This window comes from Methylosinus sp. PW1 (genome assembly GCF_000745215.1).
Taxonomy (GTDB): Bacteria; Pseudomonadota; Alphaproteobacteria; order Rhizobiales; family Beijerinckiaceae; genus Methylosinus.
In genome coordinates, this window is the sequence record NZ_JQNK01000009.1 from 2,851,020 (window position 1) to 2,875,329 (window position 24,310).

Annotated in this window: 26 protein-coding genes and 1 pseudogene; 15 read left to right on the plus strand and 12 right to left on the minus strand. The window is 66.5% G+C overall.

Annotated elements, in window-relative coordinates; all coding sequences use genetic code 11:
• Nucleotides 1-4 precede the first annotated feature (4 nt).
• Nucleotides 5-685 carry a DUF937 domain-containing protein gene (locus K369_RS25000; protein WP_051949502.1) on the minus strand — a complete coding sequence of 227 codons (681 nt, stop codon included), beginning with the start codon at nt 683-685 and terminating at the stop codon, nt 5-7.
• 409 nt (nt 686-1,094) lie between these two features.
• Between K369_RS25000 and ispH the strand changes: the two genes are divergently transcribed.
• Genes ispH through rnhA form a run of 3 tightly spaced genes read left to right on the plus strand, consistent with a single transcriptional unit; the run spans nt 1,095 to nt 3,511 of the window.
• Nucleotides 1,095-2,066, plus strand: coding sequence for a 4-hydroxy-3-methylbut-2-enyl diphosphate reductase (gene ispH / locus K369_RS23055; protein WP_036294589.1), 972 nt, complete (start codon nt 1,095-1,097; stop codon nt 2,064-2,066).
• A gap of 33 nt (nt 2,067-2,099) precedes the next feature.
• The gene (thrB, locus tag K369_RS23060; protein WP_036294592.1) at nt 2,100-3,065 is read left to right on the plus strand and encodes a homoserine kinase; all 966 of its coding nucleotides are present in this window, start codon (nt 2,100-2,102) and stop codon (nt 3,063-3,065) included.
• Nucleotides 3,062-3,511, plus strand: a complete 450-nt coding sequence (gene rnhA, locus K369_RS23065; RefSeq protein WP_036294595.1) for a ribonuclease HI — start codon at nt 3,062-3,064, stop codon at nt 3,509-3,511. Before thrB ends, rnhA begins: the two co-directional genes overlap by 4 nt.
• 149 nt (nt 3,512-3,660) lie before the next feature.
• Here the strand turns inward: rnhA and K369_RS23070 are convergent, their stop codons facing one another.
• Nucleotides 3,661-4,467: a protein-disulfide reductase DsbD domain-containing protein gene (locus K369_RS23070; RefSeq protein WP_036294598.1), complete on the minus strand. Its 807-nt coding sequence runs from the start codon at nt 4,465-4,467 to the stop codon at nt 3,661-3,663.
• Nucleotides 4,468-4,555: 88 nt separating this feature from the next.
• On the opposite strand from K369_RS23070, the gene K369_RS23075 reads away from it, so the two are divergent.
• Complete coding sequence (locus tag K369_RS23075; RefSeq protein WP_036294600.1) at nt 4,556-5,287, plus strand: YqgE/AlgH family protein; 732 nt, start codon at nt 4,556-4,558, stop codon at nt 5,285-5,287.
• Nucleotides 5,288-5,338: 51 nt separating this feature from the next.
• Here the strand turns inward: K369_RS23075 and K369_RS23080 are convergent, their stop codons facing one another.
• From K369_RS23080 to K369_RS23110, 7 genes are read right to left on the minus strand one after another with little or no spacing between them, the layout of a single operon-like run.
• Nucleotides 5,339-6,631: a glycosyltransferase family 2 protein gene (locus K369_RS23080; protein ID WP_198033185.1), complete on the minus strand. Its 1,293-nt coding sequence runs from the start codon at nt 6,629-6,631 to the stop codon at nt 5,339-5,341.
• 6 nt (nt 6,632-6,637) lie between these two features.
• Complete coding sequence (locus K369_RS23085; RefSeq protein ID WP_198033186.1) at nt 6,638-7,819, minus strand: glycosyltransferase; 1,182 nt, start codon at nt 7,817-7,819, stop codon at nt 6,638-6,640.
• On the minus strand, nt 7,816-8,613 hold the full coding sequence (locus K369_RS23090) for an SDR family oxidoreductase (RefSeq protein WP_036294603.1): 798 nt from the start codon (nt 8,611-8,613) through the stop codon (nt 7,816-7,818). Before K369_RS23090 ends, K369_RS23085 begins: the two co-directional genes overlap by 4 nt.
• Complete coding sequence (locus K369_RS23095) at nt 8,610-9,029, minus strand: MaoC family dehydratase (protein ID WP_036294606.1); 420 nt, start codon at nt 9,027-9,029, stop codon at nt 8,610-8,612. Before K369_RS23095 ends, K369_RS23090 begins: the two co-directional genes overlap by 4 nt.
• Nucleotides 9,026-9,442, minus strand: a complete 417-nt coding sequence (locus K369_RS23100; RefSeq protein ID WP_036294608.1) for a hypothetical protein — start codon at nt 9,440-9,442, stop codon at nt 9,026-9,028. The genes K369_RS23095 and K369_RS23100 overlap by 4 nt, the downstream gene beginning before the upstream one ends.
• Nucleotides 9,443-10,687 carry a beta-ketoacyl synthase gene (locus K369_RS23105; protein ID WP_036294611.1) on the minus strand — a complete coding sequence of 415 codons (1,245 nt, stop codon included), beginning with the start codon at nt 10,685-10,687 and terminating at the stop codon, nt 9,443-9,445.
• Between the two features lies 1 nt (nt 10,688).
• Nucleotides 10,689-10,964, minus strand: a complete 276-nt coding sequence (locus tag K369_RS23110) for an acyl carrier protein (RefSeq protein ID WP_026191495.1) — start codon at nt 10,962-10,964, stop codon at nt 10,689-10,691.
• A 190-nt stretch (nt 10,965-11,154) separates the two neighbouring features.
• Between K369_RS23110 and K369_RS23115 the strand changes: the two genes are divergently transcribed.
• Entirely contained in the window at nt 11,155-13,008 is a 1,854-nt protein-coding gene (locus K369_RS23115) for a methylmalonyl-CoA mutase family protein (protein ID WP_036296393.1), read from the plus strand.
• Nucleotides 13,008-13,436 carry a hypothetical protein gene (locus tag K369_RS23120; RefSeq protein WP_036294614.1) on the plus strand — a complete coding sequence of 143 codons (429 nt, stop codon included), beginning with the start codon at nt 13,008-13,010 and terminating at the stop codon, nt 13,434-13,436. The genes K369_RS23115 and K369_RS23120 overlap by 1 nt, the downstream gene beginning before the upstream one ends.
• Nucleotides 13,437-13,633: 197 nt before the next feature.
• Here the strand turns inward: K369_RS23120 and K369_RS23125 are convergent, their stop codons facing one another.
• Nucleotides 13,634-14,365, minus strand: a complete 732-nt coding sequence (locus tag K369_RS23125) for a DUF1796 family putative cysteine peptidase (protein ID WP_084570793.1) — start codon at nt 14,363-14,365, stop codon at nt 13,634-13,636.
• Between the two features lie 603 nt (nt 14,366-14,968).
• Here K369_RS23125 and K369_RS23130 point away from each other — a divergent pair.
• The 3 genes and pseudogenes from K369_RS23130 (at nt 14,969) to K369_RS25835 (ending at nt 16,970) form a co-directional block, all read left to right on the plus strand.
• On the plus strand, nt 14,969-15,331 hold the full coding sequence (locus K369_RS23130; RefSeq protein ID WP_036294620.1) for a hypothetical protein: 363 nt from the start codon (nt 14,969-14,971) through the stop codon (nt 15,329-15,331).
• A gap of 35 nt (nt 15,332-15,366) precedes the next feature.
• A pseudogene (locus tag K369_RS27860) lies at nt 15,367-16,484 on the plus strand (ISAs1 family transposase).
• A gap of 21 nt (nt 16,485-16,505) precedes the next feature.
• Nucleotides 16,506-16,970, plus strand: coding sequence for an FkbM family methyltransferase (locus tag K369_RS25835; protein WP_245278304.1), 465 nt, complete (start codon nt 16,506-16,508; stop codon nt 16,968-16,970).
• Nucleotides 16,971-17,058: 88 nt separating this feature from the next.
• On the opposite strand, the gene K369_RS23150 is transcribed toward K369_RS25835, so the two are convergent.
• The gene (locus tag K369_RS23150; RefSeq protein ID WP_036294624.1) at nt 17,059-18,351 is read right to left on the minus strand and encodes a L,D-transpeptidase family protein; all 1,293 of its coding nucleotides are present in this window, start codon (nt 18,349-18,351) and stop codon (nt 17,059-17,061) included.
• Between the two features lie 283 nt (nt 18,352-18,634).
• Here K369_RS23150 and K369_RS23155 point away from each other — a divergent pair, with 283 nt between their 5' ends.
• The 6 genes from K369_RS23155 to K369_RS23175 all read left to right on the plus strand — a co-directional run bounded on the left by K369_RS23155 (nt 18,635) and on the right by K369_RS23175 (nt 23,623).
• A complete protein-coding gene (locus tag K369_RS23155; RefSeq protein ID WP_051949575.1) occupies nt 18,635-19,153 on the plus strand; it encodes a sigma-70 family RNA polymerase sigma factor in 519 nt (172 codons plus the stop codon).
• A complete protein-coding gene (locus tag K369_RS23160; protein ID WP_036294630.1) occupies nt 19,150-19,788 on the plus strand; it encodes an NrsF family protein in 639 nt (212 codons plus the stop codon). The genes K369_RS23155 and K369_RS23160 overlap by 4 nt, the downstream gene beginning before the upstream one ends.
• Nucleotides 19,782-20,522, plus strand: a complete 741-nt coding sequence (locus K369_RS23165) for a TlyA family RNA methyltransferase (RefSeq protein ID WP_036294632.1) — start codon at nt 19,782-19,784, stop codon at nt 20,520-20,522. Before K369_RS23160 ends, K369_RS23165 begins: the two co-directional genes overlap by 7 nt.
• A complete protein-coding gene (locus tag K369_RS23170; RefSeq protein ID WP_198033187.1) occupies nt 20,522-21,790 on the plus strand; it encodes a class I SAM-dependent RNA methyltransferase in 1,269 nt (422 codons plus the stop codon). The genes K369_RS23165 and K369_RS23170 overlap by 1 nt, the downstream gene beginning before the upstream one ends.
• Before the next feature lie 240 nt (nt 21,791-22,030).
• Entirely contained in the window at nt 22,031-22,153 is a 123-nt protein-coding gene (locus tag K369_RS28025; protein ID WP_256367021.1) for a hypothetical protein, read from the plus strand.
• A gap of 135 nt (nt 22,154-22,288) precedes the next feature.
• On the plus strand, nt 22,289-23,623 hold the full coding sequence (locus K369_RS23175) for an FAD-binding oxidoreductase (protein ID WP_245278277.1): 1,335 nt from the start codon (nt 22,289-22,291) through the stop codon (nt 23,621-23,623).
• On the opposite strand, the gene K369_RS23180 is transcribed toward K369_RS23175, so the two are convergent.
• Nucleotides 23,601-24,260 (minus strand): hypothetical protein, encoded by a 660-nt coding sequence (locus K369_RS23180; protein ID WP_036294639.1) that lies wholly within the window; start codon nt 24,258-24,260, stop codon nt 23,601-23,603. The genes K369_RS23175 and K369_RS23180 overlap by 23 nt on opposite strands.
• Nucleotides 24,261-24,310 lie beyond the last annotated feature (50 nt).

A 24,310-nucleotide genomic window follows, 5' to 3' on the forward strand; every position in this document is an offset into this window, starting at 1 on the left:
GCTCTCAGACCTTCGCCGAGGCGAAGATCCGTCCCAGCAATTCGTCGAGACCGGCCTGCCGCTCGGCCGCGGGCGCGAGCGTCTCGCGAATTTTTGCTCGAGCTGCCTCCAGCGCGTCCACGGGCTCGGCGGCGGGCGCGGCCTGCGGCTGCGGGGCCGGCTTGGTCCCGAAAAAAGTTCCAAGAAGCGCGCTCAGCCAGCCGCCCGAAGGCGCAGGGGCAGGCGTGGGCGCCGGCGAGGGAGCAAGGGGCTCTGCGGCGCTTTGGCGCTCCAGCGTCGAGCCGAGGCCGCCGGCGGCGACGGAGACCAGAATCGGCAGCAGGCGCTGCAGCACATCGGCGCGCAGGCCGCTGTCGCGCGCGACGAATTGCGAGACCTCGCCGGCGGCCGAGGCGGAGCCGAAGAGATGCGCGACAATGGCGTCGCCGCCCTCGACGCTCGCCTGCGAATGGGCCTCCTCGGCGCTCTCGAAAGCGGCGCGATGGGCGGAATCATTCGCGGCGTCGAGGACGGGGCGCAGCGAATCGGGCTCTTCGGCCGCCTTGCTCAGCGCCGCGACCAGCGCCGGCAGCAGCGATTCGACCGCCGATCGCGTCTGCCAGGACGCGAGGCCGAAGCGCTCGGAGAGATTTTCGATGATCTGGCCGCCCTGGGCGGACTGTATTATATCGACGATATTCGACATATTCGCCTCCGTCCCCTCAATGGGCCGCGAGACACTCCGGCATTGGCGCGGCCAGTCTTCGTCGATCGCCTGTGTAGCAGATTTTTCGGCAGGCCGCGAGGGAGCGTGCAGGGCGATCGGGTGAACGAGAGTGACGTCTGGGGAGGCGTTTCCACCTCCCCCTCGAGGGGGGAGGTCGAGCGCCGAAGGCGATCGGGAGGGGGTGAACGCCCGAGTCTTTCGCGTTGAACCCCACCCCGGATGGCTTCGCCATCCGACCCTCCCCCTAAAGGGGAGGGTGAACGCGCCCCTGTCGGCGTTCGCCTCTCCCTGTTGTTTGGTGGGCGCTCGGCTTGACACCTTTCCCTATGCGGGACACACAAAGCGGCGCGCTTCGGCCGCCCCCTTTTCGATCGAGAGGCGCTAGAGGATGAATATTCAGCATCGCCCGTCGTCAAAGCCGCCGTTGAAGATTCTGCTGTGCTCGCCGCGGGGCTTTTGCGCCGGCGTCGTGCGCGCGATCGACGCGGTGGAGCGGGCGCTCGCCAAATTCGGCCCGCCCGTCTATGTGCGGCACGAGATCGTCCATAATCGCTATGTGGTCGAGGCGCTGAAAGCCAAGGGCGCGATCTTCGTCGAGGAGCTGGAGGAGGTGCCGGACACCAAGGCGCCGGTGATCTTCTCCGCCCATGGCGTCGCCAAATCGGTTTCCGCCGAGGCCGCCGCGCGCAATCTTCTGGCGATCGACGCCACCTGCCCGCTGGTGACCAAGGTGCATCGCGAGGCGGAGATTCATCACAAGCGCGGGCGAAAAGTGCTGCTCGTCGGCCATTCCGGCCATCCAGAGGTGGTGGGCACCATGGGCCAGCTGCCGCCGGGCGCGGTCGTGCTGGTCGAATCGGTCCAGGCGGTGGCCGAGCTGCGTCTCGAGGATGTGGCCGATCTCGCCTATGTGACGCAGACCACTCTGTCGCTGGACGATTCGCAGGAGATCGTCAGCGCGCTGACGCGGCGTTTTCCGCAGATCGTCGGTCCGCACAAGGAGGACATCTGCTACGCGACCACCAATCGCCAGGGCGCGGTCAAGCAGGTCGCGCCGCAGGTCGATGCGGTGATCGTCGTCGGCTCGCCCAATTCCTCCAACTCGCAGCGCCTGCGCGAGGTGGCCGAGCGCGCCGGCGCGCCCGCCCAGCTCGTCCAGGGCCGCAGCGAGATCGATTGGAGCATGTTCACCGGCATCGGCTCGCTCGGCATCAGCGCCGGCGCCTCGGCGCCGGAGGTTCTGGTCGAGGAGATCATGGAGGCTTTCGCCGAGCGCTATGAGATCTCGGTCGAGACCGTCTCCGCCGCGCTGGAGGATGTCGCCTTCCCGCTTCCCAAGGAGCTGCGCGCGCACGCTTGACGCGCCCGGCTTTTCTCCAACCGCGCGGAACTCATGGCCGTCTATACGGATGTCGACGACGAGGAGCTGATCGGCTTTCTCGCCGGCTATGACCTCGGCGCGCTCTTGTCCTGCAAGGGCATCGCCGAAGGGGTCGAGAACTCCAACTACTACCTGCATACGAGCGCCGGCAGCTTCATCCTCACCCTCTATGAGAAGCGCGTCGCCGAGGCCGATCTGCCCTTTTTCCTGGGGCTGATGGAGCATCTCTCCGCCAAGGGCCTCGGCTGTCCGCAGCCGGTGCGCGACCGCGCCGGCGCGGCGCTGGGGCGGCTCGCCGGGCGGCCGGCGGCGATCGTCACCTTTCTCGACGGCTATTCCATCCATCATCCCGAGCCCGCCCATTGCGCGCGGCTGGGCGAGGCGCTGGCGCAGCTGCATCTGGCGGGCGCGGATTTTCCGCTGCGCCGCGCCAATGCTCTGTCGGTCGGCGGCTGGCGGCCGCTCTATGCGCCTTTTTCCGCCCGCGCCGGCGAGGTGGCGGAGGATTTGGGCGCGATCGTCGCCACGGAGCTGGAGGCGCTGGAGCGTGATTGGCCCCACGGCCTGCCGGAGGGGGTGATCCACGCCGATCTCTTTCCGGACAATGTGTTCTTCCTCGGCGATCGCGTCTCCGGCCTCATCGATTTCTATTTCGCCTGCGTCGATTCGCTGGCCTATGATCTCGCCATCTGCCTCAACGCCTGGTGCTTCGACGCCGCCGGAACCTATGACGCCGAGAAGGGCGCCGCGCTGCTGGCGTCTTACGCGCGCGCGCGGCCGCTGACGGCGGCGGAGGCGGAGGCGTTTCCGCTGCTCGCGCGCGGCGCGGCCCTGCGCTTTCTGCTGACGCGCTTCGTCGATTGGCTGAATGTGCCGCCGGGCGCGCTGGTGAGGCCCAAGGACCCGCGCGAATATCTCGCTCGTCTGCGCTTCCACCGGACGATCCGCTCCGCGCGCGACTATGGCCTGAGCCCATGAGCGGGCGCGTCGCCATTTGGACGGACGGCGCCTGCTCCGGCAATCCCGGTCCCGGCGGCTGGGGCGCGATTCTGCGCTTCGGCGAGCGCGAGAAGGAGATTTGCGGCGGCGAGACGGGGACCACCAACAACCGCATGGAGCTGACCGCCGCGATCGAGGCGCTGGAGGCGCTGACGCGGCCCTGCAATGTCGATCTGCACACGGATTCGCAATATTTGCGCGACGGCATCACCTCCTGGCTCAAGGGCTGGAAGGCGCGCGGCTGGAAGACGGCCGACCGCAAGCCGGTCAAGAATGTCGATCTGTGGACGCGCCTCGACGCTGCGGCCGAGCGTCACGAGATCGCCTGGCATTGGGTGCGCGGCCACGCCGGCGACGAGATGAACGAGCGCGCCGACGCTCTCGCCCGCAAGGGCATGGCGCCGTTTCAGACGAAAGCGCGCTGATCGGGCGAGCACGCCGATCGCCCCTTGTCGAATGAGACTCTAAATACCATATCGAAGAATGCAGAGCTCTTCTTCTTACTGGGCGCGGCCCTCGGGCCGCGCCCTTCTTATTGTTTTGGAGTGCTTTCAGAACAAGGCAATCGAGAGCCTCAATCCAGCTTCAGCGGCAGCTCCACCCCGCCCTTTTCGGTGCGGATCGTCGCGCGGGCTTCGATCGCGCCCTGCTGCTTTCCTTCGCCGAGCTTCAGCGCGAAGCCGCCTTGCCCGTCGGCTGCGCTGTCGATGATGTAGGGCTCCGGCGCCTCGATGAAGACATCCGCGGCCTTGCCCGGTCCGAAATAGCGCAGCTGCCACGCGCCGGCGCCGGCCCTCGCGACCTCCACGATTTTCTGCGCCTCGCCGGCTCCGATCGGCCGGGGAACCAAAGTCTCCGCCGCCGCCAGCCGCTCGGCGAAGGGCGAGGCCCCGGCCTGCGGCAGCGCCAGGGAGAGCTTCGCCTTGGCGGGCAGACAGATTTGCGCGCAGGCGGCATAGTCCAGCGCCAGCTTCAGCACGACGGGCGCGCTCGCCTTTTTCGCGGTGACGCGCAGCGGAAAAACCAGGCTCTCGTCATAGCCGGCGACCGTCATTCCGGCCTCGGCGATATGCTTGGGCGCCGGATACAGCGTCTCCACGGCGGCGACATTTTCCGAGCCGGAGAAATCGAGGACGGGCGGCGCGCCGGCGTCGCCGGGGCTGCGCCAATAGGTGACGGTTCCCGGATCGAGCGCGATCTCGACGCCGAGCCGATAGACGCCGCCGCTCGGCGCGCCGGCCGAGAGGAGACGCGCCGCCGAATGCGCCGCGCGGGCGAAGGGGGTGGCGAAGTCGGCGTCCTGCGCCGCCGCCGGCCCGGCGAGCGAGGCCAGCGCGAGCGAGGTCGCGGCGAGCGCCGCCGCCAGATTTCGTGAATGCATTTCGAGGTCCTCGGGGCGCCCCCCGCGCCGGTTTTTACGTCGTCGAACGGCGCTTGTTATGCGTTTGCGCCGCGCGTAGTATGACCCTATGAGCCCGGTCGGCAAGAAACAAGGCCTCGAGAAATCGGCCGCCCGCGCAGCCCGGCGGTCCGCGGGCGCGCGCGTCGCCGGCTCCTCCGTTCCGATCATTCGCGGTCCCGAGGCGGGGCGCGAGACGGGCGCGGGCTCCAAATCTTCCGGCAGGCGCTATCTCGACGGGCAGATGCTGGTGGCGATGCCCGGCATGGTCGACGAGCGTTTCGCGCGCTCGGTCATCTATCTCTGCGCCCATTCGGAAGACGGCGCCATGGGCATTGTCGTCAATCAGCCCTCGCAGGTCCGCAATTTCCCCGATCTTCTGGTGCAGTTGCAGATCATCGCGCCGCAGGAGCGCATCAGCCTGCCCAAGGAGACCGAGACGATCCAAGTGCTGCAGGGCGGCCCGGTGCAGACCGACCGCGGCTTCGTGCTGCATTCCTCGGATTTCTTCATCGACAATTCGACGCTGCCGATCGACGATGGCGTGTCCTTGACCGCCACGATCGACATTCTGCGCGCCATCGCCTCCGGCGAGGGGCCGAATCAGGCGCTGCTGGCGCTGGGCTACGCCGGCTGGGACCCCGGCCAGCTCGAGAACGAGATCCAGCACAATGGCTGGCTCAATTGCCCGGCCGATCCGTCCATTTTGTTCGACACCGATCTCGAGTCGAAATATGCGCGCGCCCTGCGCCTCATCGGCATCGATCTCGCGCGGCTGTCGTCCGCCGCGGGACATGCGTGAAAATCAGCGAGCAGCGAGTAGTAAGGTTTTCTACTCGTTGCTCGCTCCATCTCACTCCGCTTCCTGAATCGTCGCCGCCGTCACTTCGGTCTTCGGCGTGCGCTTGAAGGTGGATTTGCGGCCGCGCATCGTCTGCAAAATCTTCGCGCCATTGGAGAAGGCGAGATAGATCATCAGCGGCGGCACCGAGACCATTGTCTTCACATAATCGGTCAGCGAGCCGCGCTTCAGCGCCAGATAGGGCAGAAGCGTGAAGCCGAGCACGACGACCAGCGTCTCGGCGCCGATGAATTCCAGCACCGGCAGATAGGGCGTCAGCGAGCCGCGCAGGATCACGCCGAGCAGCAGGCAGATGAGGCCGATCGCCGCCGTCGGGAAGAAGATCTGATGCACGATGAGCACAATGGCGGCGACGCGGCGGGTCAGCGACCAGGGCGCGTTCCACAGCGGCAGCACGGTCTTCTGCGCCACTTGCACGAAGCCGTTGGACCAGCGGCGCTGCTGGCGGCGATAGTCGCGCAGCCCCTCCGGCACCTGGCCGGGAATGGGCGGCTCGGAAACGAAGATGCCATGCCAGCCGCCGAGCGCCGCGCGCACGGTGAGGTCCAAATCCTCGCAGAGCGAGTAATCGGACCAGCCGCCGGCGGCTTCGATCGTCTGGCGGCGCCAGATGCCGCCGGTGCCGTTGAATTGGAACAGCCAGCCGGCGAGCGCGCGCGTGCGCTGCTCGACGAGGAAATGGCCGTCCTGCACGAGACCTTGCGCCCGCGTCAGCCAATTCTTGCGATAATTGGAGAATTCGCAGCGCGACTGCACGAAGCCGGCGCGATCGTCCTTCACCAGCAGCGGCACGGTGCGGCGCAGCCAGTCGGTCGGCGGGCGGAAATCGGCGTCCAGCATGGCGATATAGGGTGCGTCGAAGAGCTTCAGCCCCTCGGCGCAGGCGCCGGCCTTGAAGCCGGAGCGATCGGCGCGGCGCACATGATGAATGTCGACGCCTCTGGCGCGCAGCTCGATCGCCACCGCCTCGGCGCGCACGGGCGTCTCGTCGGTCGAATCGTCGAGCAGCTGAATGTGCAGCCGGTCCTTGGGCCAATCGAGCTCGGCGACGCAGCGCAGCGCCTGCTCCGTCACCTCGGCCTCGTTGAAGACGGGAATCTGCAGCAGCACATGCGGCAGCTCCTCCTCGGGCAGGACGATCGCCTCGGGATCGCGCGCGCCGCGCAATTGATCGAAGAGGAAGCGGGCGATGATCGCGACGAAGCCGGCGCCGATCAGGATCATGATCAGCGCCGCGACGAGCCAGACGCTATCGACGAGAAACTGCAGAAGAGCGAGGATCAAGCGGTTTTATCCTTCTTCCTTCGCGACTTGCGGCTCCGTCACGGCGGCCGCCTCGCCGCTGGAGCGCGTGTCGATCGTCGTCCTGGCCCAGACGACCTTGGTGGCTGTCCAAGCGTGCAGCCACACTGCGAACATCAACGCCTCGCGCGTCAGAAAAATCATCGGCGCGGACCAAGATACCTTCCACCCCTTGGCGATGGAAAGCAGCGTCTCCGAGCTTAGCCACAGACCAAAAGTGACGGTCAAGGCCGTCATCGGCGTCACGCCGGCGAGCGGCGAGCCGATCGCCGCCGCCGCGAAGGCCGGCAGCGCCTGGCAGAAGGGCTCCGCCAGGAAGGAGAGAATCTCGTCGTCGCGGCGCACCACGCTCCAGCGCAATTGCCGATTATAGACGTCGCGGAGATCGCGCTCACCCAATTCCTGGCGCACCAGCCGATGCGAGAAGACGGTGCGAAGCTTGATGCGGCCCAGCGCCTTGGCGGTGGCGTTGTCCTCGCCCACCGTATGAGCGATGGCCGCAAAGCCGCCGGCGCGCAGAAAGTCGCTGCGGCGAAACAGCATGATCTTGCCGACGCCGAAGCCGCCGCCGAGCGCGGAGGCCGCGAACAGCATGCGCTGATGCGGGCCGTTCATTATGCCGGCCTCGACCAGCGCGGCGAAATTCTCCGGCCGCGCCGCATAGGGAATGGCGCAGACCATGCCGACGCCGGGCTTCAAATGGCGCATCGTCTCGGAAAGGTCGTCCGGCTCCAGCACGATGTTGGAGTCCTTCATGAAGATCACATCATTGCGCGCCGCGTTGACGGGCGCGAAGAGATTGTCGACCTTGGGACTCGCGGCGAAACGCGCCGTGGAATGGAGAATGCGCGACTCGATCTGCGGATGACGCGCGAAAATGTCGCGCATCGCCGCAATGGCGGGGGAGTCCGCCTCCGTCGCCGAGGCCAGCGCCTCCAATTGTGGATAAGTCTGCGCGAGAGCCGATTCTTGAGCGCGCTCGAAGCCCTGGTCCAGCATTTTCACCGGCAGGACGAGCGAGACGGGCGGCTGCTCCCGGCTGGTTCCGCGCATGGCGACGAGCCAGGGATGGATGAGCGCCGCCGTCACCGAGAGAAGCAGCAGCAAGGCGGAGCAGGCCCAGAACACAGCCGACAGAACGACGAGCGAAGACAAGATGCTGTCGATCACGGCTTCTCCCGTTCATGGGTCTGAGGCACGGACACTTCGAAGAGCCGCATGACCGAATCGACAGTGCGGGGCGGCAGCATCGCAAACAGCTTCATCGCATAATAGACGAAGAGCGGAAAGGCGATCACCGCCGCACGTCTGTCCAGACCGCGCATGATGATCTCCGCCGCTTTCTCATCGCTGACCTTGCCGGCCTGCCACGCTTGCAGCTTGTCGGTCATCGGCGTCGCCACGAAGCCGGGGACGATGAGGCTCACATGCACGCCATGCGGGGCGAGCGCGCCGCGCAGAGAATCCGCATAGAGGTGAACCGCCGCCTTGCTGGCGCAATAGGCCGGCGAATAGGGCAGGCCGCGCAGCCCGGCCATGGAGCCGACGACGGCGATCTGCCCGCGCCTGCGGGCCGTCATCGCCTCAATGGCCGGCTCCACCGTGTTGAACACGCCGAGCACATTGATCGACAGCGTGCCGCGAACCGCCTCGGGATCCTCGGCGATCTGGCCGCGGGAGAGGCCGGTGGAGACGCCGGCGTTAGCGATGACGAGATCGAGCGGCTCATGCGCGTCCGCCGCGGCGATGCGCTCCGCCATTGCGGCGCGGTCGCGCACGTCCGCTATGGAGACGTCCGCCTCGGCCCCCTTGGCTCGGCAGTCGGCGGCGACTGCCTCCAGCCGCGCGGCGTCGCGGCCGAACAGCGCGAGGCTGCGCCCCTCCTGCGCATAGCGCAGCGCCAGCGCGCGGCCGATGCCGCTGGACGCGCCGGTGACGAGAATGCGCCGCGCCCCGCGCTTCACCGGCGGAGCTTTCGCGGCAGGGTCATCAGCGCCTCGCCGACGATCGCCGGCGCCCGTGTTTCGCCATAGGCCAGAAGTCGCAAGAACACTCCCTCCTCGGGGGATGAGCGCAGCACGCGGGCGGTGAGCGTCACCGCCTCGCCGCGCAGCACCGGCTGCACGAATTTGCCGGAGAGCCGGGCCAGAAACAAATCGCGCCGCCAAGCGCTGAGCAGCGGCTCGAAGGCGGCGAGAAGCTTCATGCCATGGACCGGCGGCGCGGGAAAGCCGATGGCGCGCGCGAGATCATCGTCGAGATGCAGCGGATTCGCGTCGCCGGAGGCCTCCGCATAGGCGGCGAGCGCGGCGGCGTCGAAGGGGCCGATCCGCCAGTCCGGCAGGCGTTCGCCGACCGCGGGCAGATAGGCGCCGCTCACGGGGCGCCCCCGACGCCCGCCGGGCGCGGCACGATGCGCAGAAGCGTCTCGGCGTGCAGGCGCGGCTCGCCGGCGATCGTCGTGAGGTTGGCGTTGACGGAAAGGCGCGGCGGCTCCGCCTCGCGGCGCATGGAGACGGTCAGATCATAGCTCTCGCCGACGCGCAGCGGAGCGAAATAATGGAAGCTCTGCGACTCGTGCACCGCAACCACATCGTCGCCCGCCAAAAAATCGCGGATCGCGGTCTCGATCTCCTCGGCCGTCATCCACACGGCGGGAAAGGCGACCGGCACGATCTTCTCCAGCGTGTCGGGAAAGCCGGTCTCGCGGCGATAGCGCGCGATGCGCTGTTCATCCGCCACGACGCGCAACGGGCCGATCCGCGTCTCGCCGCGTTCCGGCGCTTCGACCATCTAGGCCTCTCCCGCGAGCGCGCGCACGATCAGCGCCGCGTTGATCCCGCCGAAGGCGAAGGAGTTGGACATTGCGGTGCGAATCTCGACGCGGCGCGCCTCATTGGGCACGGCGTCGATCGGGCAGCGCGGATCGAAGCCGAGGAAATTGATGGTCGGCGGCGCGATCTGCTCCTGCAGCGCGCGGATCGTCAGCGCCAGCTCGAGCCCGGCGCTAGCGCCCAGAGCGTGGCCGTGGATCGGCTTGGTGGAGGAGACCGGCAGATGCGCCGCGCGCTCGCCGAACACGCGGCCGATGGCGGCCGCCTCGGTGACGTCATTGGCGTGGGTCGCCGTGCCATGGGCGTTGAGATAGTCGATCGCCTCCGGGCCGAGCCCGGCGTCGGCGAGGGCCGCCTGCATCGCGCCGATCATTCCGTCGAGATCGGGACGCACGAAATCCTTGGCGTCGCTCGTCGTGCCATAGCCGGCGAGCTCGCAGAGCGGCGCATGGCCGCGCTTTTGCGCCGATTCCAGCGTCTCCAGCACGAAGACCGCGGCGCCTTCGCCGAGGCTCATGCCATTGCGGCCCATGGAGAAGGGCCGGCAGAAATCCGGCGTCATCACGCGCAGCCCTTCCCAGGCGCGGATGGTGCCGTTGATGACGCAGGCCTCGGCGCCGCCGACAATGGCGCGGTCCATGAGGCCGAAGCGGATCATCTGCGCGCCGAGCCCCACCGCCTGGCTCGCCGAGGAGCAGGCGCTGCCGAGCGCGAAAGTCGGTCCATTGGCGGAATAGCGCATGCCGAGCGTCGTCGGCGCAGCGCTCGGAATGAGGCGCGGGACGCTGAACGGATCGGGCCTGATGCGCTCCTGATAGTAATGGCGCAGGCCATTGTCGATCGTCGTCATCCCGCCGATGCCGGAGCCGACGATGACGCCGACGCGCGGGCCGGAGAGCTCCTCGCGCGCAAAGCCGGCCTGAGCGACCGCCTCATCGGCGGCGACCAGCGTGAATTGCGTGAAAGGATCGCAGAAGGTGAGAAGCGCCTTCTCGAGATATTGCGACGGATCGAAGCCGGGAACCTGCGCCGCGATCCTGATGCGGCCGTCATAGGGATATTCGGTCACGAGCGGCCGGATTTGCGAGACGCCGTCTCGGGCCGCCGTCCACAGCGCCGCGGCGCCGACGCCCGCCGCCGAGACGGCGCCCATGCCCGAAATCACCACCCGACGCTCGCCGACGCCCCCGGACGAAGCGGCCATATTATTGTTTCTCTCTCTCTTTCGACACATATTCGGCGATGGCGTCGATCAATCCCTCGACATTCTTGGCGTCCTGAAGCGCGCCATCCATCGGGATATAGACGTTGAACTTTTCCTCGAGCGCCGTGAGAATCATGACGATATCGACCGATTTGAGGCCGAGGCTCTCGATCGTCGCATCGGGCGTGACCTTCGTGCGGTCGATCATGCCTTCCTTGGCGATGACCTCGATGATCTCTTCGACGAGCTTGGCCTTATCCTGCGGATCTTCAGCCACGTCCACCTCCGTTCAGGGTTTCTCAGCCAGTCGGGCCGCCTCGTCGCGGCGGGCGGCGTCGCGTTCTCGTTAAGGCGCCCGGAAGCGAAAATAAAGCCCGGCGCGGGAGAAGGCTGCGGATATGGGTGGCGGCGCGCGGCGCTTCATGCAAGAAGACGCCCGCAACCCCGTCATTGTTCGAGGCTCGCTCATGAGTTTGCAAGACGCGCCGCTGGCCGGCGTTTTTCCACCGGGAAACGAGGAGGGCTGGCGCAAAATCGTCGACCGGGCGCTCAAGGGCGCGTCCTTCGACCGGCTGATATCCAAGACCTATGACGGGGTGGAGATATCCCCGCTCTATCCGCGCGCGACCGCGCCAGGCCCGCGCGCGCTGCGCGCTGCGGCCGGCCGCTGGTCCATTTTGGCGCGGGTCGACGTTTCCGGCCCCGACGCCGCCAACGCCCTCGCGCTCGGCGATCTCGAGGGCGGCGCCGACGGCTTGCACATCGTCTTCGCCGGCGCCCAGGGCGCCTATGGGACGGGCCTCGCCGACGACGGCGAGGAGGCGCTCGCCCATGTCTTCGACAAGATCCGCTTCGACTACGGAATTCCCGCGCTGGTGGAGTTTTCCCCAGCCGCGCCGAAAGCGGCGGACACGCTGCTGCGCATCCTCGACCGCGCCCATATAGAGCCGAGCATCACGCGCCTCTCCTTCGGGCTCGATCCGCTCGGCGCCAAGGCGCTGCACGGCTTTTCCCCCGCGCCTTGGGGCGAGGAGAGCAAATCCTTCGCGGCGCGCGCCAAGAGCCTCGCGGCCGCCGGCTATCGTTTCGGGACCGTCGCCGCCGACGCCCGCGTGATCCATGCCGCCGGCGGCACGGAGGCGCAGGAGCTCGGCTTCGCGCTCGCCGCCGCGCTCGCCTATTTGCGCGCCCTCGAGGCGGGCGGCGTCGCGCTCGACGAAGCGCGCGCGCTGCTCGCCTTCCGTCTCGCGGCGGACGCCGATGAATTCGTCACCATCGCCAAGTTCCGCGCGCTGCGGCGCCTGTTCGCCCGCATGGAGGAGGCTTGCGGCCTCGCGCCGGCGCCGATCTTCGTCCATGCCGAGACCGCGTGGCGCATGATGACGCGGCGCGATCCCTGGACCAATCTCTTGCGCGCCACGCTCGCCTCTTTCGGCGCGGCGGTCGGCGGCGCCGATGCCGTGACCGTTCTGCCCTTCACCCAGGCGCTCGGCGCCCCGGATGATTTCGCCCGTCGCCTCGCGCGTGACACGCAGCTGGTGCTGCAGGACGAATCGCACATCTATGCGGTGGACGATCCGGCGAGCGGCTCCGGCGGCATGGAGGCGCTGACCGAGGCGCTGTGCGAGCGCGGCTGGGCCGAGTTCCAGAGCCTCGAGGCCGAGGGCGGTCTCGCCGCGGCTCTGGAGAAAGGCTCCTTCCAGGGCCGCATCGCCGAGGTCGCCGGCAAGCGCGCGCAGAATGTCGCGCGCTCGCGCGACAAGATCACCGGCTCCAACGCTTTTCCCGATATCGGCGAAGCGCCGGTGGCGACGCTGGCGCCTTTCGACGGCTCGCTCGCCGAGGCGCCCGCGCCGGCCGGCGCGCTGAAATCGCCGCCTCTGCGGCCGCGTCGTCTCGCCGAGCCTTTCGAGACGCTGCGCGATCGTTCCGACGTCGCAGCGGCGAAGGGCGCGCGGCCGCGCATCTTCCTCGCCAATCTCGGCGCGGTGGCCGTGTTCACGGCGCGCGCCAATTTCGCCAAGAATTTTTTCGAGGCGGGCGGCATAGAGGCGGTGTTCGGCGAGGAGGGCGCGGATGTCGCGGCGGCCTTCCGCGCGAGCGGCGCGAAGCTCGCATGCATTTGCTCGTCCGACGCGATTTATGCGGAAAAAGCGGTCGAGGCGGCGCGCGATCTCACCGCCGCCGGGGCGCGGGTCTATCTCGCCGGCCGGCCGGGAGAGCTCGAGGCGGCGCTCAGAGCGGCTGGCGTTGCAGAGTTTATTTACGCTGGCGGCGATATGTTCGACACGCTGCAGCGTGCGTTCGAGGAGGCCGGGTGATGCGGGGGCTGGGGATTTTCGTTTTTGGTTCGATGATGGCGATCGGCGCCGCGCAGGCGGCTCCACGCGAATCGGCGAGCGCTGCGCCGGAGGCCGGCCGCTATGACGGCGGCTGGGTGCTCGAGGCGCGCACGACGGTCGGCTCCTGTCCGGGGCTTCTGCCCGACTCGATCGAGATTCGCGGCGATCTCCTCGTCGGCACGCAGGCCGGCGCTGCGGCGCTCGCCGCCGGCCGCATGGCGCATTGGGGCTATGTGGAGGGCGACGGCGCCATCATGACGCGCTTCACCTCGCAGGGCGGACATATCGTGCGCGCGCATGGCAATCTGCGCGGCAGTGCGGGGCAGGGCGCCTGGTCCTCCTCCACCGACAAATGTGGCGGCACATGGCGCGCCCATCGTGGCGGAGCCCAGCGCGCGGGGAATTGATCTTTCGCGGCCGTTGCTATCGTGACCCCCGCAATGACGTGAGGCGGATATCTTGCCCGCAAGTTGTCCGACTAGAGCATCTGTCGTTTTATGTTTAGCGCGACGGGGCCGGTGGGATGGTTTAGCTTCTCACCGGACCATCGTCGTGACCTAAGCGCAAGCCTCACCGCTCGCACAGGTTATGTTCTCTTTGTGAACTATAAAAGCGCTTCTTCGTCGCGCTTATCGCCAACGAATTGTCTGGACTGCTCCACATCCTCCGACACGTTGACCTCGAACGAGTCGAATATTGGAGCCCAAGCGGAGGTATCCCCAGCCCAATCATTGGAGTCGAAATCGCTGATTTGAAACAGTTGGACACGAGCGTCTAGGTCAGAGTGATCAACATCGACCTTTGTAATTCCTTTGAAAGTGACGAATGCGATAGCGAACGGCAGGTCAGGGAAACGAGCGCTTAATGCGGCGCAAAGCGCATTGAGATCATTTGTCGTGGTCGGCCTAGGATCGATGACATAGGGGAGGGGGAAGGCGCTTTCGTGATGACCGGCGAGGCGGACAAATAGAGTCCTCTTGCCTTGCTCGAGAAGCCGGGCAAATTTAGCGTACTTGTGAAGCATCTTATCACGAGAGGCTTTCATAGCCTCTGGGGTAAGGTGGACGAAATTTTTGTCCCCTTTCGGGTAGTCGTGATGGTACGCGATATTGTAGCCGTTGCATATCGTCAAACGGCCGCTGTCTTCGACTCTGACACTCTTGCCAAATAAAGCGCCGTCATCGGAAAGTATTTTTGCGATGGATTCAAGAGGTGTAACAAGCCAATCGAACGGGCTGCTTACTCTAAACCCATATCTTTGCTCGATCTGATAAGCAACTTGGCAGAGGCCGCCAAGACTGACGACGGCCTCGAACTCTTTCGAACTGCGCGGCATGCAATTTTTCTCCTACCTAGCGTTTGGCCAACGCTTATAATCCAGAATCCAAGCAGACGCCACGTCACAAGCGATCGGCTGCGCAGCGCGGACCAGCTCCGCCGATCGCCTGTGCTCGTCCCATGGCTGCGGGCCGATCAACCGCCGAGTCTTCGCCGCGGGATGAAACTTCGGGGGCAGGTCACGATCGACAAGGCACTGCGCACGTTACGATTGCGATGACGCTGGCGCGCATCATTTATATTGTAAGCGACACTCGAATTTAGCGCCGCTATATGCTGCGCTTCGCCTTCTGCTGGACAGTGCTCGCATCCACATGAGATAGTGAGATGTCCTTGTCGAAACCTGCCGCGTCGAATAAATCGAACGGACAGGATCATGAAGGGTGAGGCGAGTGATTGAGAGCGATGATGGATTGGGATCTAACGATCGGCTGCTACCAAGCAAGCGGCAATCGAGTTCCCGCAGATGATTCGATAGGGCGCATCTGCAATCCGGGACTACGTTGTGTTTGGCATCCTTGCGGCTTGACCTGCATAGCCATCCACGCTTTATCGCGTCTACGACGAGAATTCGCGACATAACCCTAGGCAGGAAACGTAAATGAAAACGTTCAAAGGCTTTAAAAATACCTACGCCATCAGCGGAAACGATGGTGATGGATATTTCAAGAACCTGCCCGAACATGACCTTGGTGGGCTGAGCAACTTCTTTTTTCGGATCGCATCAAAGCGACAGATTCGCGTTTGTTTTGATATCGGTTCAAACATCGGCCTGTCCGATCTTTTGATGTCCGAGCTCGCACCCACGGCAACTATCTACTCGTTTGAGCCTTCGGCCACGACCTTTAATTTTCTTGTAGAGAACGTCCGGCGAGCGAATGCAGATCGGCAGGTCCTGACCAGGGCCGTTCAGTTCTCTATACTTTATAGCGGACGGGCGATTCCCGTCGCGACGGATGTGTGAATCTATAGGCGACAACCCGAATCGGAGGTTGTCGCATGCAGGTGTCGCTTCTGGAGATTTTGCGGGACATTCCGGATCATCGTCGCCGAGAAGGCAAGCGGTTCGATCTTTCGACGGTGCTGCTCTACGCGATCATCGCCATGGTCGGCGGCGCCAATTCTTATCGGCAGATGCATGAGTTCATTCGCGCGCATCGTCTGCGATTGAACGACGCCTTCGGCCTGAAGCTGCCCTACACGCCATCCTACACCGGTCTGCGGCTGATCCTGCAAGGCGTCGATCCGGCAGCGTTGGAGGCGGCGTTTCGACGTCATGCCGCGAGCATGCCGGCGCCGCCCGCCGTGCAGGGGCTGACGGCGATCGCCGTCGACGGGAAGACTCTGCGCGGCAGCTTCGATGCGTTCAGCGACCGGAAGGCCGCGCACATGATGTCGGCGCTGCGACACGCCGATCGGATCGTGCTCGCGCATGTGATGGTCGCCGAAAAGAGCAATGAGATTCCCACCGCTCCGGAGCTGATCGAAGCGCTGGGATTGAAGCGCTGCCTGTTCACGCTCGACGCAGAACACTGCCAAAAAAACTGTTCGAACGCGTGATCGCGTCCGGCAATCACCTGCTGACGCAGGTGAAGGACAATCAACCGGGCCTGCGTCGCCGGCTCGAACTCGGCGCGGCGGGCCGCAAGCCGAGCGGCTCTGCGACGAGCCAGTCGAAAGGCCGCAACCGCTGGGAGACGCGAAAGCTTTCTGTCTTTCCAGCGAAGGCGTGGTTCCGCCATACGGCGTGGGAGCCGCTCATAAAGACCGTGCTGCGGCTGGAGCGCACAATCTACCGCCGCGATCCGGCGACCGGTCTTTTGAAGCAGACGATCGAGACCGTCTATTGGGTGTCCTCGGCGACCGGCCCGACGCCCGAGCGTTGGAACGAATGGATCAGAGGCCATTGGCGCATCGAGAACGGCAGCCACTATGTGCGCGACGTGGCGTTCGCGGAGGACGCTTCGCGCATTCGCAAGAACCCGGACATCGTCGCGCGGCTCCGCTCCTTCGCCTATAATCTCCTGCGCGCCGATGGTTGCGACAACATCAAGAACGCCAGATGGCGCGCCGCTCTCAATATCCGAGCTGCCCTCGAAATGGCAGGGGCTCGTTAAGAACTGCACAGCCCTGAGGTCCTGACTCACTGTAGCGCGGTCGGGCGTAAAACGGGGACCGCGCGGTTCGCCGACGATCAGACTGCCTCAGCAGCCAACCACCTGACACTCAATGGCGAAGGTACCGAGGTCGCGGTGACGACGGTTGATGATTTCGCTGTACACCTTCCTTCGGTGGACTTCATTAAAGTCGACGTCGAAGGTTTCGAGATCGACGTCCTAGAGGGCGCAGTCGAGACCATTTTCAAACATCGGCCGATCTTCTTCCTGGAGTACAACCACTTTGCGATTGTCAATAACAATCGGTCAAAGCCCGAGCTATTTCTGCAGCGGGCGTTTGAATTGCTCGGCCCCCTCGGGATTGTTGAGCCGCTGACCGGTGAGGTGAAGCGTTTGCCCGCGAACGCGCATGATGCGCTCACGCAACTCAATGCGGTTTCGAAAACGGAATTCGACGTATTTGATCTCGTCAACGTGGCTACGTGATAAAGAGCGGGGATCGGATCGATCTTTATTGACACCAACTCCTCTCATCAGTCGCGCCCGCGGCTGATGAGAGAGAGCAATTGTCCGCTCAGTTCTCTTCCTCGCCGAACACCGGCAGCAGCTGCGGCGAGCGGGAGGCCTGCCGGGACGCCACGGGCGTCGGGGCGGGGGCCGATTGCTGCGGGATGGAGGCGGTGAGGCCGAGGCCGTCGCGCTGATAAATGTCCTCGCGGAACTGCATCACCCCGTCGGGCGTCGCCCAGGCGGTGACATAGACCCAATAGACCGGCACGGCGGGGGAAATCTTCACATCGATGCGCTCGCCGGAGCGGATCGCCTCGTCGATATGATCGCGGTCCCAGCCGGGCGTCTCCTTCAGCAGCCAGGCGACATAGTCGCGCACATTCTGCAGGCGGATGCAGCCGGAGGACACGAAGCGGAAGTCGTCGCCGAAAATGCCCTTGGCCGGCGTGTCGTGCATATAGACGCCGTAAGGATTGGCGATGTCGATGCGCACCACGCCGAGCGAGTTGAAATCGCCGCCCGTGTCCTGGCGGAACTTGTAGTTCAGCGCCTCGAGCGAGTTCCAGTTGATCTGCTGCGGGGAGAGCTCGACGCCCTCCTTATTGTAGACGCGGATGTGATTGTCCGAGAGATAGTTGGAGTCCGCCTGCATCTTGGGGATCAGATCCTTGCGGATGACGGAGGCGGGCACGGTCCAGAACGGGTTGAAATTGACCTGGATCGCCTTGGTCTGCATCACCGGAGACTGGCGGTCGATCTTGCCGACGCCGGCCGTGTGATGGGTGACGACGGCGCCGTTCTCCACCGTCTCCACAGTGGCGGCGGGGATGTTGGCCGTGACATAGCGATTGCCGAGATCGCGCGAGAAGCTGCGCAGGCGCACGAGATTGGTCTCGAGCTGGCGCAGGCGCAGCTCGGCGGAGACATTGAGCGCGGCGAAGGTCTGCGTCGAGACGACGCCCGTGGCGTTGACGCCGTGGCGCGCCTGGAAGCGGCGCACCGCGGCTTCCACGTAAGAGTCGAAGACGGGGCTCACGCCGGCCTCGGCGCCGATGTCGCCCGAGACGATGAGCCGGCGGCGCAGCGCCGAGACGGCGGGGCCGTTGGAGCCGAGCCGCAGCTGCTGGCCGGCCGGCACCATGGGCCAGCCGCCGCGCGCGACGATTTCCTGCAGCTGCGCCATGGCCGCTTCGGTCGCGGCCACGGTCTGCGTGGAGAGGATGGGCGTCGTCGAGCGCGAGACGGTCAGTCTCGGGTCGGCGTCATAGCGCTGCGCCCATTCGGCCTGGCCGTCATAGGCGTCGCCCGCGGCGATCGCCGCCTGCGTCCCGGCGCCGGCGAGAGCGAGAACGCTCAACGAAAAGACGGACTTCGAAAACCTACGCAAGGGGAAGCTCCAATCCGACTGCGCCCGCAGCGGGCGAGGCCGCTGTCACGCGGCGCGTCGATAGATTTGCGATTCTTTCGTTAAGAAGGCGCGAATAGTCCGGCGTTTTTGTGACGCGCCGCGAAAATGCGAGAACCGAAAACGCGCCTCTCGACGCATCCCCCGCGCATGACGTAACGAGAGAGCGCTTTTTCACGAATGGCAAGGTGGGCATTTGGGAGCGCGAGACGCCGAGGAGGAATGGGCCGTGCTGATGCGCGCCGCCGTCGCAGGCGATTCGGGCGCCTATAAGAGGCTGCTGCTGTCGCTGACGCCGACGCTGCGCGGCGTCGCGCGGCGCGATTGCGCGCGGCTCGGCCTCGATGTCGGCGAGGCCGAGGATATCGTGCAGGAGACGCTGCTCGCCATTCATTTGAAGCGCGACACTTGGGATATGGACCGGCCGATCGGCCCATGGATCATGACCATAGCGCGCAACAAGCTGATCGACACGCGCCGTCGCCGCGGCGCCAAATCGCCGCTGCCGATCGACGACGCCTTCGATCTCGCGGCGCCCGAGGCGGCGGACGATGGCGTCGATCGGCAGGATGTCGATCGTCTGCTCGGCGGGCTCGGCGAGCGTCAGCGCGATCTGGTGCGCTTCCTCTCGATCGACGGACATTCGGTGAAGGAGGCGGCCGAGCGCTATCGAATGAGCGAGGGCGCGGTGCGCGTCGCTCTGCATCGCGCGATCAAGGCTCTGGCGGCGCTCTATCGGAGGGGCGAGAAATGAGAACGGAAGAGCTGATCGGCGCGCTCGTCGCGGACCATTCACTGTCACGCTTTCGCTTCGCGCAGATTTTTGCCGGCGCGCTCGTCGCCGCCGCCATCGTCGCCGGAGCGGCGCTCCTCGGCTTCATCGGCGTGCGGGCCGATCTCGACGAGGCGATGGGCACGCTGCGCTTTCTCGCCAAATTCGCGGTGACGCTCGGCCTGCTCGCCGCCGGAGCCGGCCTGCTGCGCCGGCTCGCCACGCCGGGCGTCGAGCCCGGCTATTGGCGTTTCGCGCCTTTGCTGGCGCTGCTGGCGCTGCTCCTCGCGGTCGGCCTCGAGCTCATCGCCGCGCCGGCGAGCAGCTGGGGCGCGCGGCTCGTCGGCCACAACGCCCGCGCCTGCGTCCTGCTCATTCCGCTGATCGCGACGGGGCCGCTCGCCATTCTCATGCTGGCGCTGCGGCGCGGCGCGCCCAGCCGGCCAGCGCTGGCCGGGGCGGTCGCCGGCCTCGTCGCCGGCGCGCTGGCGGCGAGCTTCTACGCCACGCATTGCACCGACGACAGCCCGCTCTTTGTCGCCGTCTGGTATTCGCTGGCCATCGGCATCGTCACGCTCGCTGGAGCGGCGCTCGGCGCCCGATTGCTGAGATGGTGAGCGCGCAGGGGCCGCTCCGCGCCGATGTGGCTTTGTGCGAGCGGGGCTTTTTCGAGAGTCGGGCCAAGGCGCGCGAGGCGATACTCGCGGGCCTCGTCGAGGCGGATGGCCGCAGGATCGCCAAGCCTTCGCAGCTCGTCGCGCCCGGCGCGGAGATCGTCGCCCGGGCGCCGCATCCTTACGTCTCGCGCGGCGGCGTCAAGCTCGCCCATGCGCTGGAGGCTTTCGCCATCGATGCGCAGGACCGCTATTGCCTCGATGTCGGCGCCTCGACCGGCGGCTTCACCGACGCGCTGCTGCGCGCCGGCGCGCGCCATGTCGTGGCGGTGGATGTCGGCCACGATCAATTGCACGAGCGGCTGCGGCGCGATGCGCGCGTCACCTCGCTGGAGGGACAGGATGCGCGCGCTTTGACGCGAGAGCATCTGGCGGAGGCGCCGTCGCTGATCGTGATCGACGCCAGCTTCATCTCGCTGGCGCTGGTGCTGCCGCCGGTGCTGCCGCTCGCGGCCGAGGGCGCGAGCCTGCTGGCTCTGGTCAAGCCGCAATTCGAGGCCGGCCGTAGGGCGGGCAAAAAAGGCGTCGTGCGCGACGAGGCCATCCACGCCGAGGTCTGCGCGCGCATTTCCACGGAGGTCGAGGCTTTGGCCTGGCCTGTGCTCGGCGTCATCGCCTCGCCGATCGAGGGCGGCGACGGCAATCGCGAATTTCTCCTCCATGCGCGGCGGGCCTGATGTTGCAAAGATTGGTCATCGAACGTCTCGGCCATAAGGGCGAGGGCGTCGCCCGCACCGGGGAGGGGCTGGTCTTCGCGGCTTTCTCTCTGCCGGGCGAGACGGTTCTCGCCGAGGTGGAGGGCGAGCGCGCCCGCGTCGTGGATATTCTCGAGCCCTCGCCGGATCGCATCGAGGCCTTCTGCCCGCATTACGGCGTTTGCGGCGGCTGCGCCGTGCAGAGCTTGGCCGCGCCCGCCTATGCGCAATGGAAGCGCAGCCTCGCCGAGACGGCGCTGCGCAACGCCGGGCTCGACTGGCCCGTCGAGCCGCTGATCGACGCCCATGGCGCAGGGCGCCGGCGCGTGACCTTTCATGCCCGCTACGAAAAGGGCGTGGCGCGCGTCGGCTTCATGCGCGCCCGCTCGCATGATCTCGTCGAGATCGACGCCTGCCCATTGCTCGAGCCGCGCCTCGCCGGCGCGCCAGCCGCGGCGCGGGCTCTGGCGCAGGCGCTCGCCGGGCGCGGCAAGCCGCTCGATCTCGCCGTGACCGCGGCGACCGGCGGCCTCGATATCGACATTCGCGGCGCCGGCGAGCTGGAGGAGCGCGAGACTCTGGCGCTGCTGGAGCTCGCCGAAACCCTCGATCTCGCCCGTCTCGCCAATCACGGGCGACTGGTGACGCTGCGTCTCCCGCCCGGCGTGATGATCGACAAGACGCAAGTCCTCCCGCCGCCCGGCGCCTTTCTGCAGGCGACGGCGGAGGGCGAGGCCGCCATCGCGCGCCTCGTCGCGCAGGGCGTCGGCGAGAAGGCCAAGCGCGTGGCCGATCTCTTCTGCGGCGTCGGCGCTTTCGCGCTGCGGCTCGCGGCGCAGGCGCAAGTGACGGCGATCGATTCGGATGTGGCCGCGGTGGAGGCGCTGGACCGCGCCGCCCGCACGGCGCGGGGGCTGCGGCCGATCATCGCCCAGGCGCGCGACCTCTTCCGCCGCCCGCTCGACCCTCTGGAGCTGAGCCGCTTCGACGCGGTCGTCTTCGATCCGCCGCGCGCCGGCGCGCTGGCGCAGGCCGAGGCGCTGGCCGCCTCCACCGTGCGCAGAATTGTCGCCGTCTCCTGCGATCCCCAGAGCTTCGCGCGCGACGCCGCTGTTTTGAGCAAGGGCGGATATGCCGCAAAATTCATCACGCCGATCGACCAATTTCGGCATTCGCCGCATCTCGAGCTGGTCGCTCTCTTCGAGCGGGCGTCCGAGGCGGCGCCGCGCCGGCGGCTATTGTCGCGCTGACGCGAGCGCCGGCGGCGCGCAGTTTTTCGTGCGCCCGCCTATGGCGGAATGGCCCGCAAATCCTACATGTCATCGATGCATTTCATGTGACAATGGACGGTTTTCAGAAAGCGTTTCCGGGCCGGGCGGGGAATTTGTCTTGCCAGCCCGGCCGAGTTGGGCATAGGATTTGCGTCCATGTCCAGCGTGGGGAGCCGGCTCCTCGGGGGGCCAGGCTCAAATCTGGAAGGAGATGGTCACATGAATGCGCTTCTCGCCGCAACATTGTGCAGTATCGTCCTCGGCGGACTTCCTGTCGCCGCCGCCGCTTATGTGCGGGTCCGCCGCACCGATGAAGCGCATCGTCGCCGTCGCCACTGGTGACCTTCTCGCAAAGGTCCGCCGCAATCGAGGCAATCTTCGCTGACCGCCGTCGAAAAAGGACGCGATGACACGGGGCTGCTCGATCGCCTGAGCGCGATCGTGGGAAGTGGCGGCGTCATCGTCGATCCTGGCGATATGGCCGCCTATCTCCGCGAGCCGCGCGACGCCTTTTTTGGACGGGCTCCTTGCATCGTCAGGCCGCGAAGCGCCCGCGAGGTCGCTTCCGTTCTCGCCCTCTGCAACGAGGCGAGCGTCGGCGTCGTTCCGCAGGGCGGCAATACAGGCCTCGTCGGCGGCCAGACGCCCGACGACAGCGGCGCGCAGATCGTGCTGTCGCTGCAAAAGCTCGACAGGATTCGCGAGGTCGATCCCGCTTCCGACACGATGACGGTCGAAGCCGGCGTCATTCTCGCCAATGTCCAGGCCGCAGCGGAGGCCGCCGGCCGCTATTTCCCCCTTTCACTCGCCGCCGAAGGCAGCTGCACCATCGGCGGCAATCTCGCCACCAACGCCGGCGGCGTGCATGTGATCGCCTATGGAACGACGCGCGATCTCGCGCTCGGGCTCGAGGTGGCGCTCGCCGATGGGCGGCTGCTCAACGGCCTCTCCAAGCTGCGCAAGGACAATACGGGCTATGATCTCGCCCATTTGTTCATCGGCTCGGAGGGGACGCTCGGAATCATCACCGCCGCGACGCTGAAGCTTTTTCCCCTGCCGCGCTCGCGCGCCACCGCTTTCGTCGGCCTTCCCGATCCGCGCGCGGCGCTGGAGCTGCTGACGCTCGCCAAGGCGCGAGCCGGCTCGGCGCTGGTCGCCTTCGAGCTGATTCCGCGCATCGGCGTCGAATTCACGACGCGCCATATCGCCGGCGTGCGCGATCCGCTCGCCGGCGCGCATGGCTGGTATGTGCTGATGGAGCTGGCCTCGCCCGCCGAGAGCGGCGTCGAGGAGCTGCTGACCGAATTGCTCGGCGAGGCGATGGAGCAGGGCATAGCAGAGGACGCCGCCCTCGCCGCGACGCTGGAGCAGCGCGCCGGCCTATGGAAGCTGCGCGAGACCCTGCCGGAAGCGCAAAAGCCCGAGGGCGGCTCGATCAAGCATGACGTCTCCGTGCCGCTGGAATCGATTCCGGCCTTTCTCGAGGAGGCGAGCGCGCGCGTCATCGCCCATGCGCCGGGCGCGCGGCCGACGCCCTTCGGCCATATGGGCGACGGCAACATCCACTATAATGTCTCGCAGCCCGAGGGCGCCGATCGCGGCGCCTTCCTCGCCCGCCGCGCGGAGATCAACGAGATCGTCCATGGGCTGGTGACGAAATATGCGGGCTCGGTCTCCGCCGAGCATGGAATCGGCGTGCTGAAGCGCGATCTGCTGCGCAGAGTGAAGGACCCGGTGGCGCTCGAGCTGATGCGCGCGATCAAATCCGCGCTCGACCCGAAGGGAATCCTCAATCCGGGGAAGCTTCTGTAGTCGTGCGCGCGTGGCGCTTGCGGCGCTTTTGCGCCGGGGCGGATTTGTCGGCCGCGCCGCCTTCGAAGCCGACGAGAATCTCGTAATCATCGGCCGCCTGCGCGCCGAGATAGGGGACCGACAAAGGCTCCGAGATCACGCGGAACTCGCCGCGCGCGGCGCCGGCGGGGACGTTGGCCGAGACGTGGTAGCTCTTGGAGGCGAGGATCGATTCATCCTTTTGCCTGCGCGCGGAGATCTTCAGCGCGCCGGAGAAGGAGCCGGGCTGGCCATTGGGGCCGAGCACGGCCGCGCCTTCCACGCCCACCTTTATGAGAATCTGATCGCCCGACACGGTGCATTCGCGCGCCAGATGCGACAGCGAGAGCTGATAGCGCACGGAGGAATTATCCGCCCCCGGCGGAACGCGCAGCGTCGCCGCGCCAGTGTCGACGAGAATCTCCGGGCAGTCGACCGCCGCGCCGGGCGCGGCCTGCACGGGCCGATCGGATTTTTGCGGCTCCTTTTCGCCGCCGCCGAAGACAGAGAGCGGATTGGGAAAGTCGAAGGCGCTCGCGCCGCTCGCCGCCAGCGCGGCCGCCACGGCGGAAATCGAGAGAATCGCGAAAAAGCGTCCCTTCATCCGTCTCTTGTCCATCGGCCCTCTCACCCCTCTCGCCCATCCACTTCTCGAAACGCCATTACCGC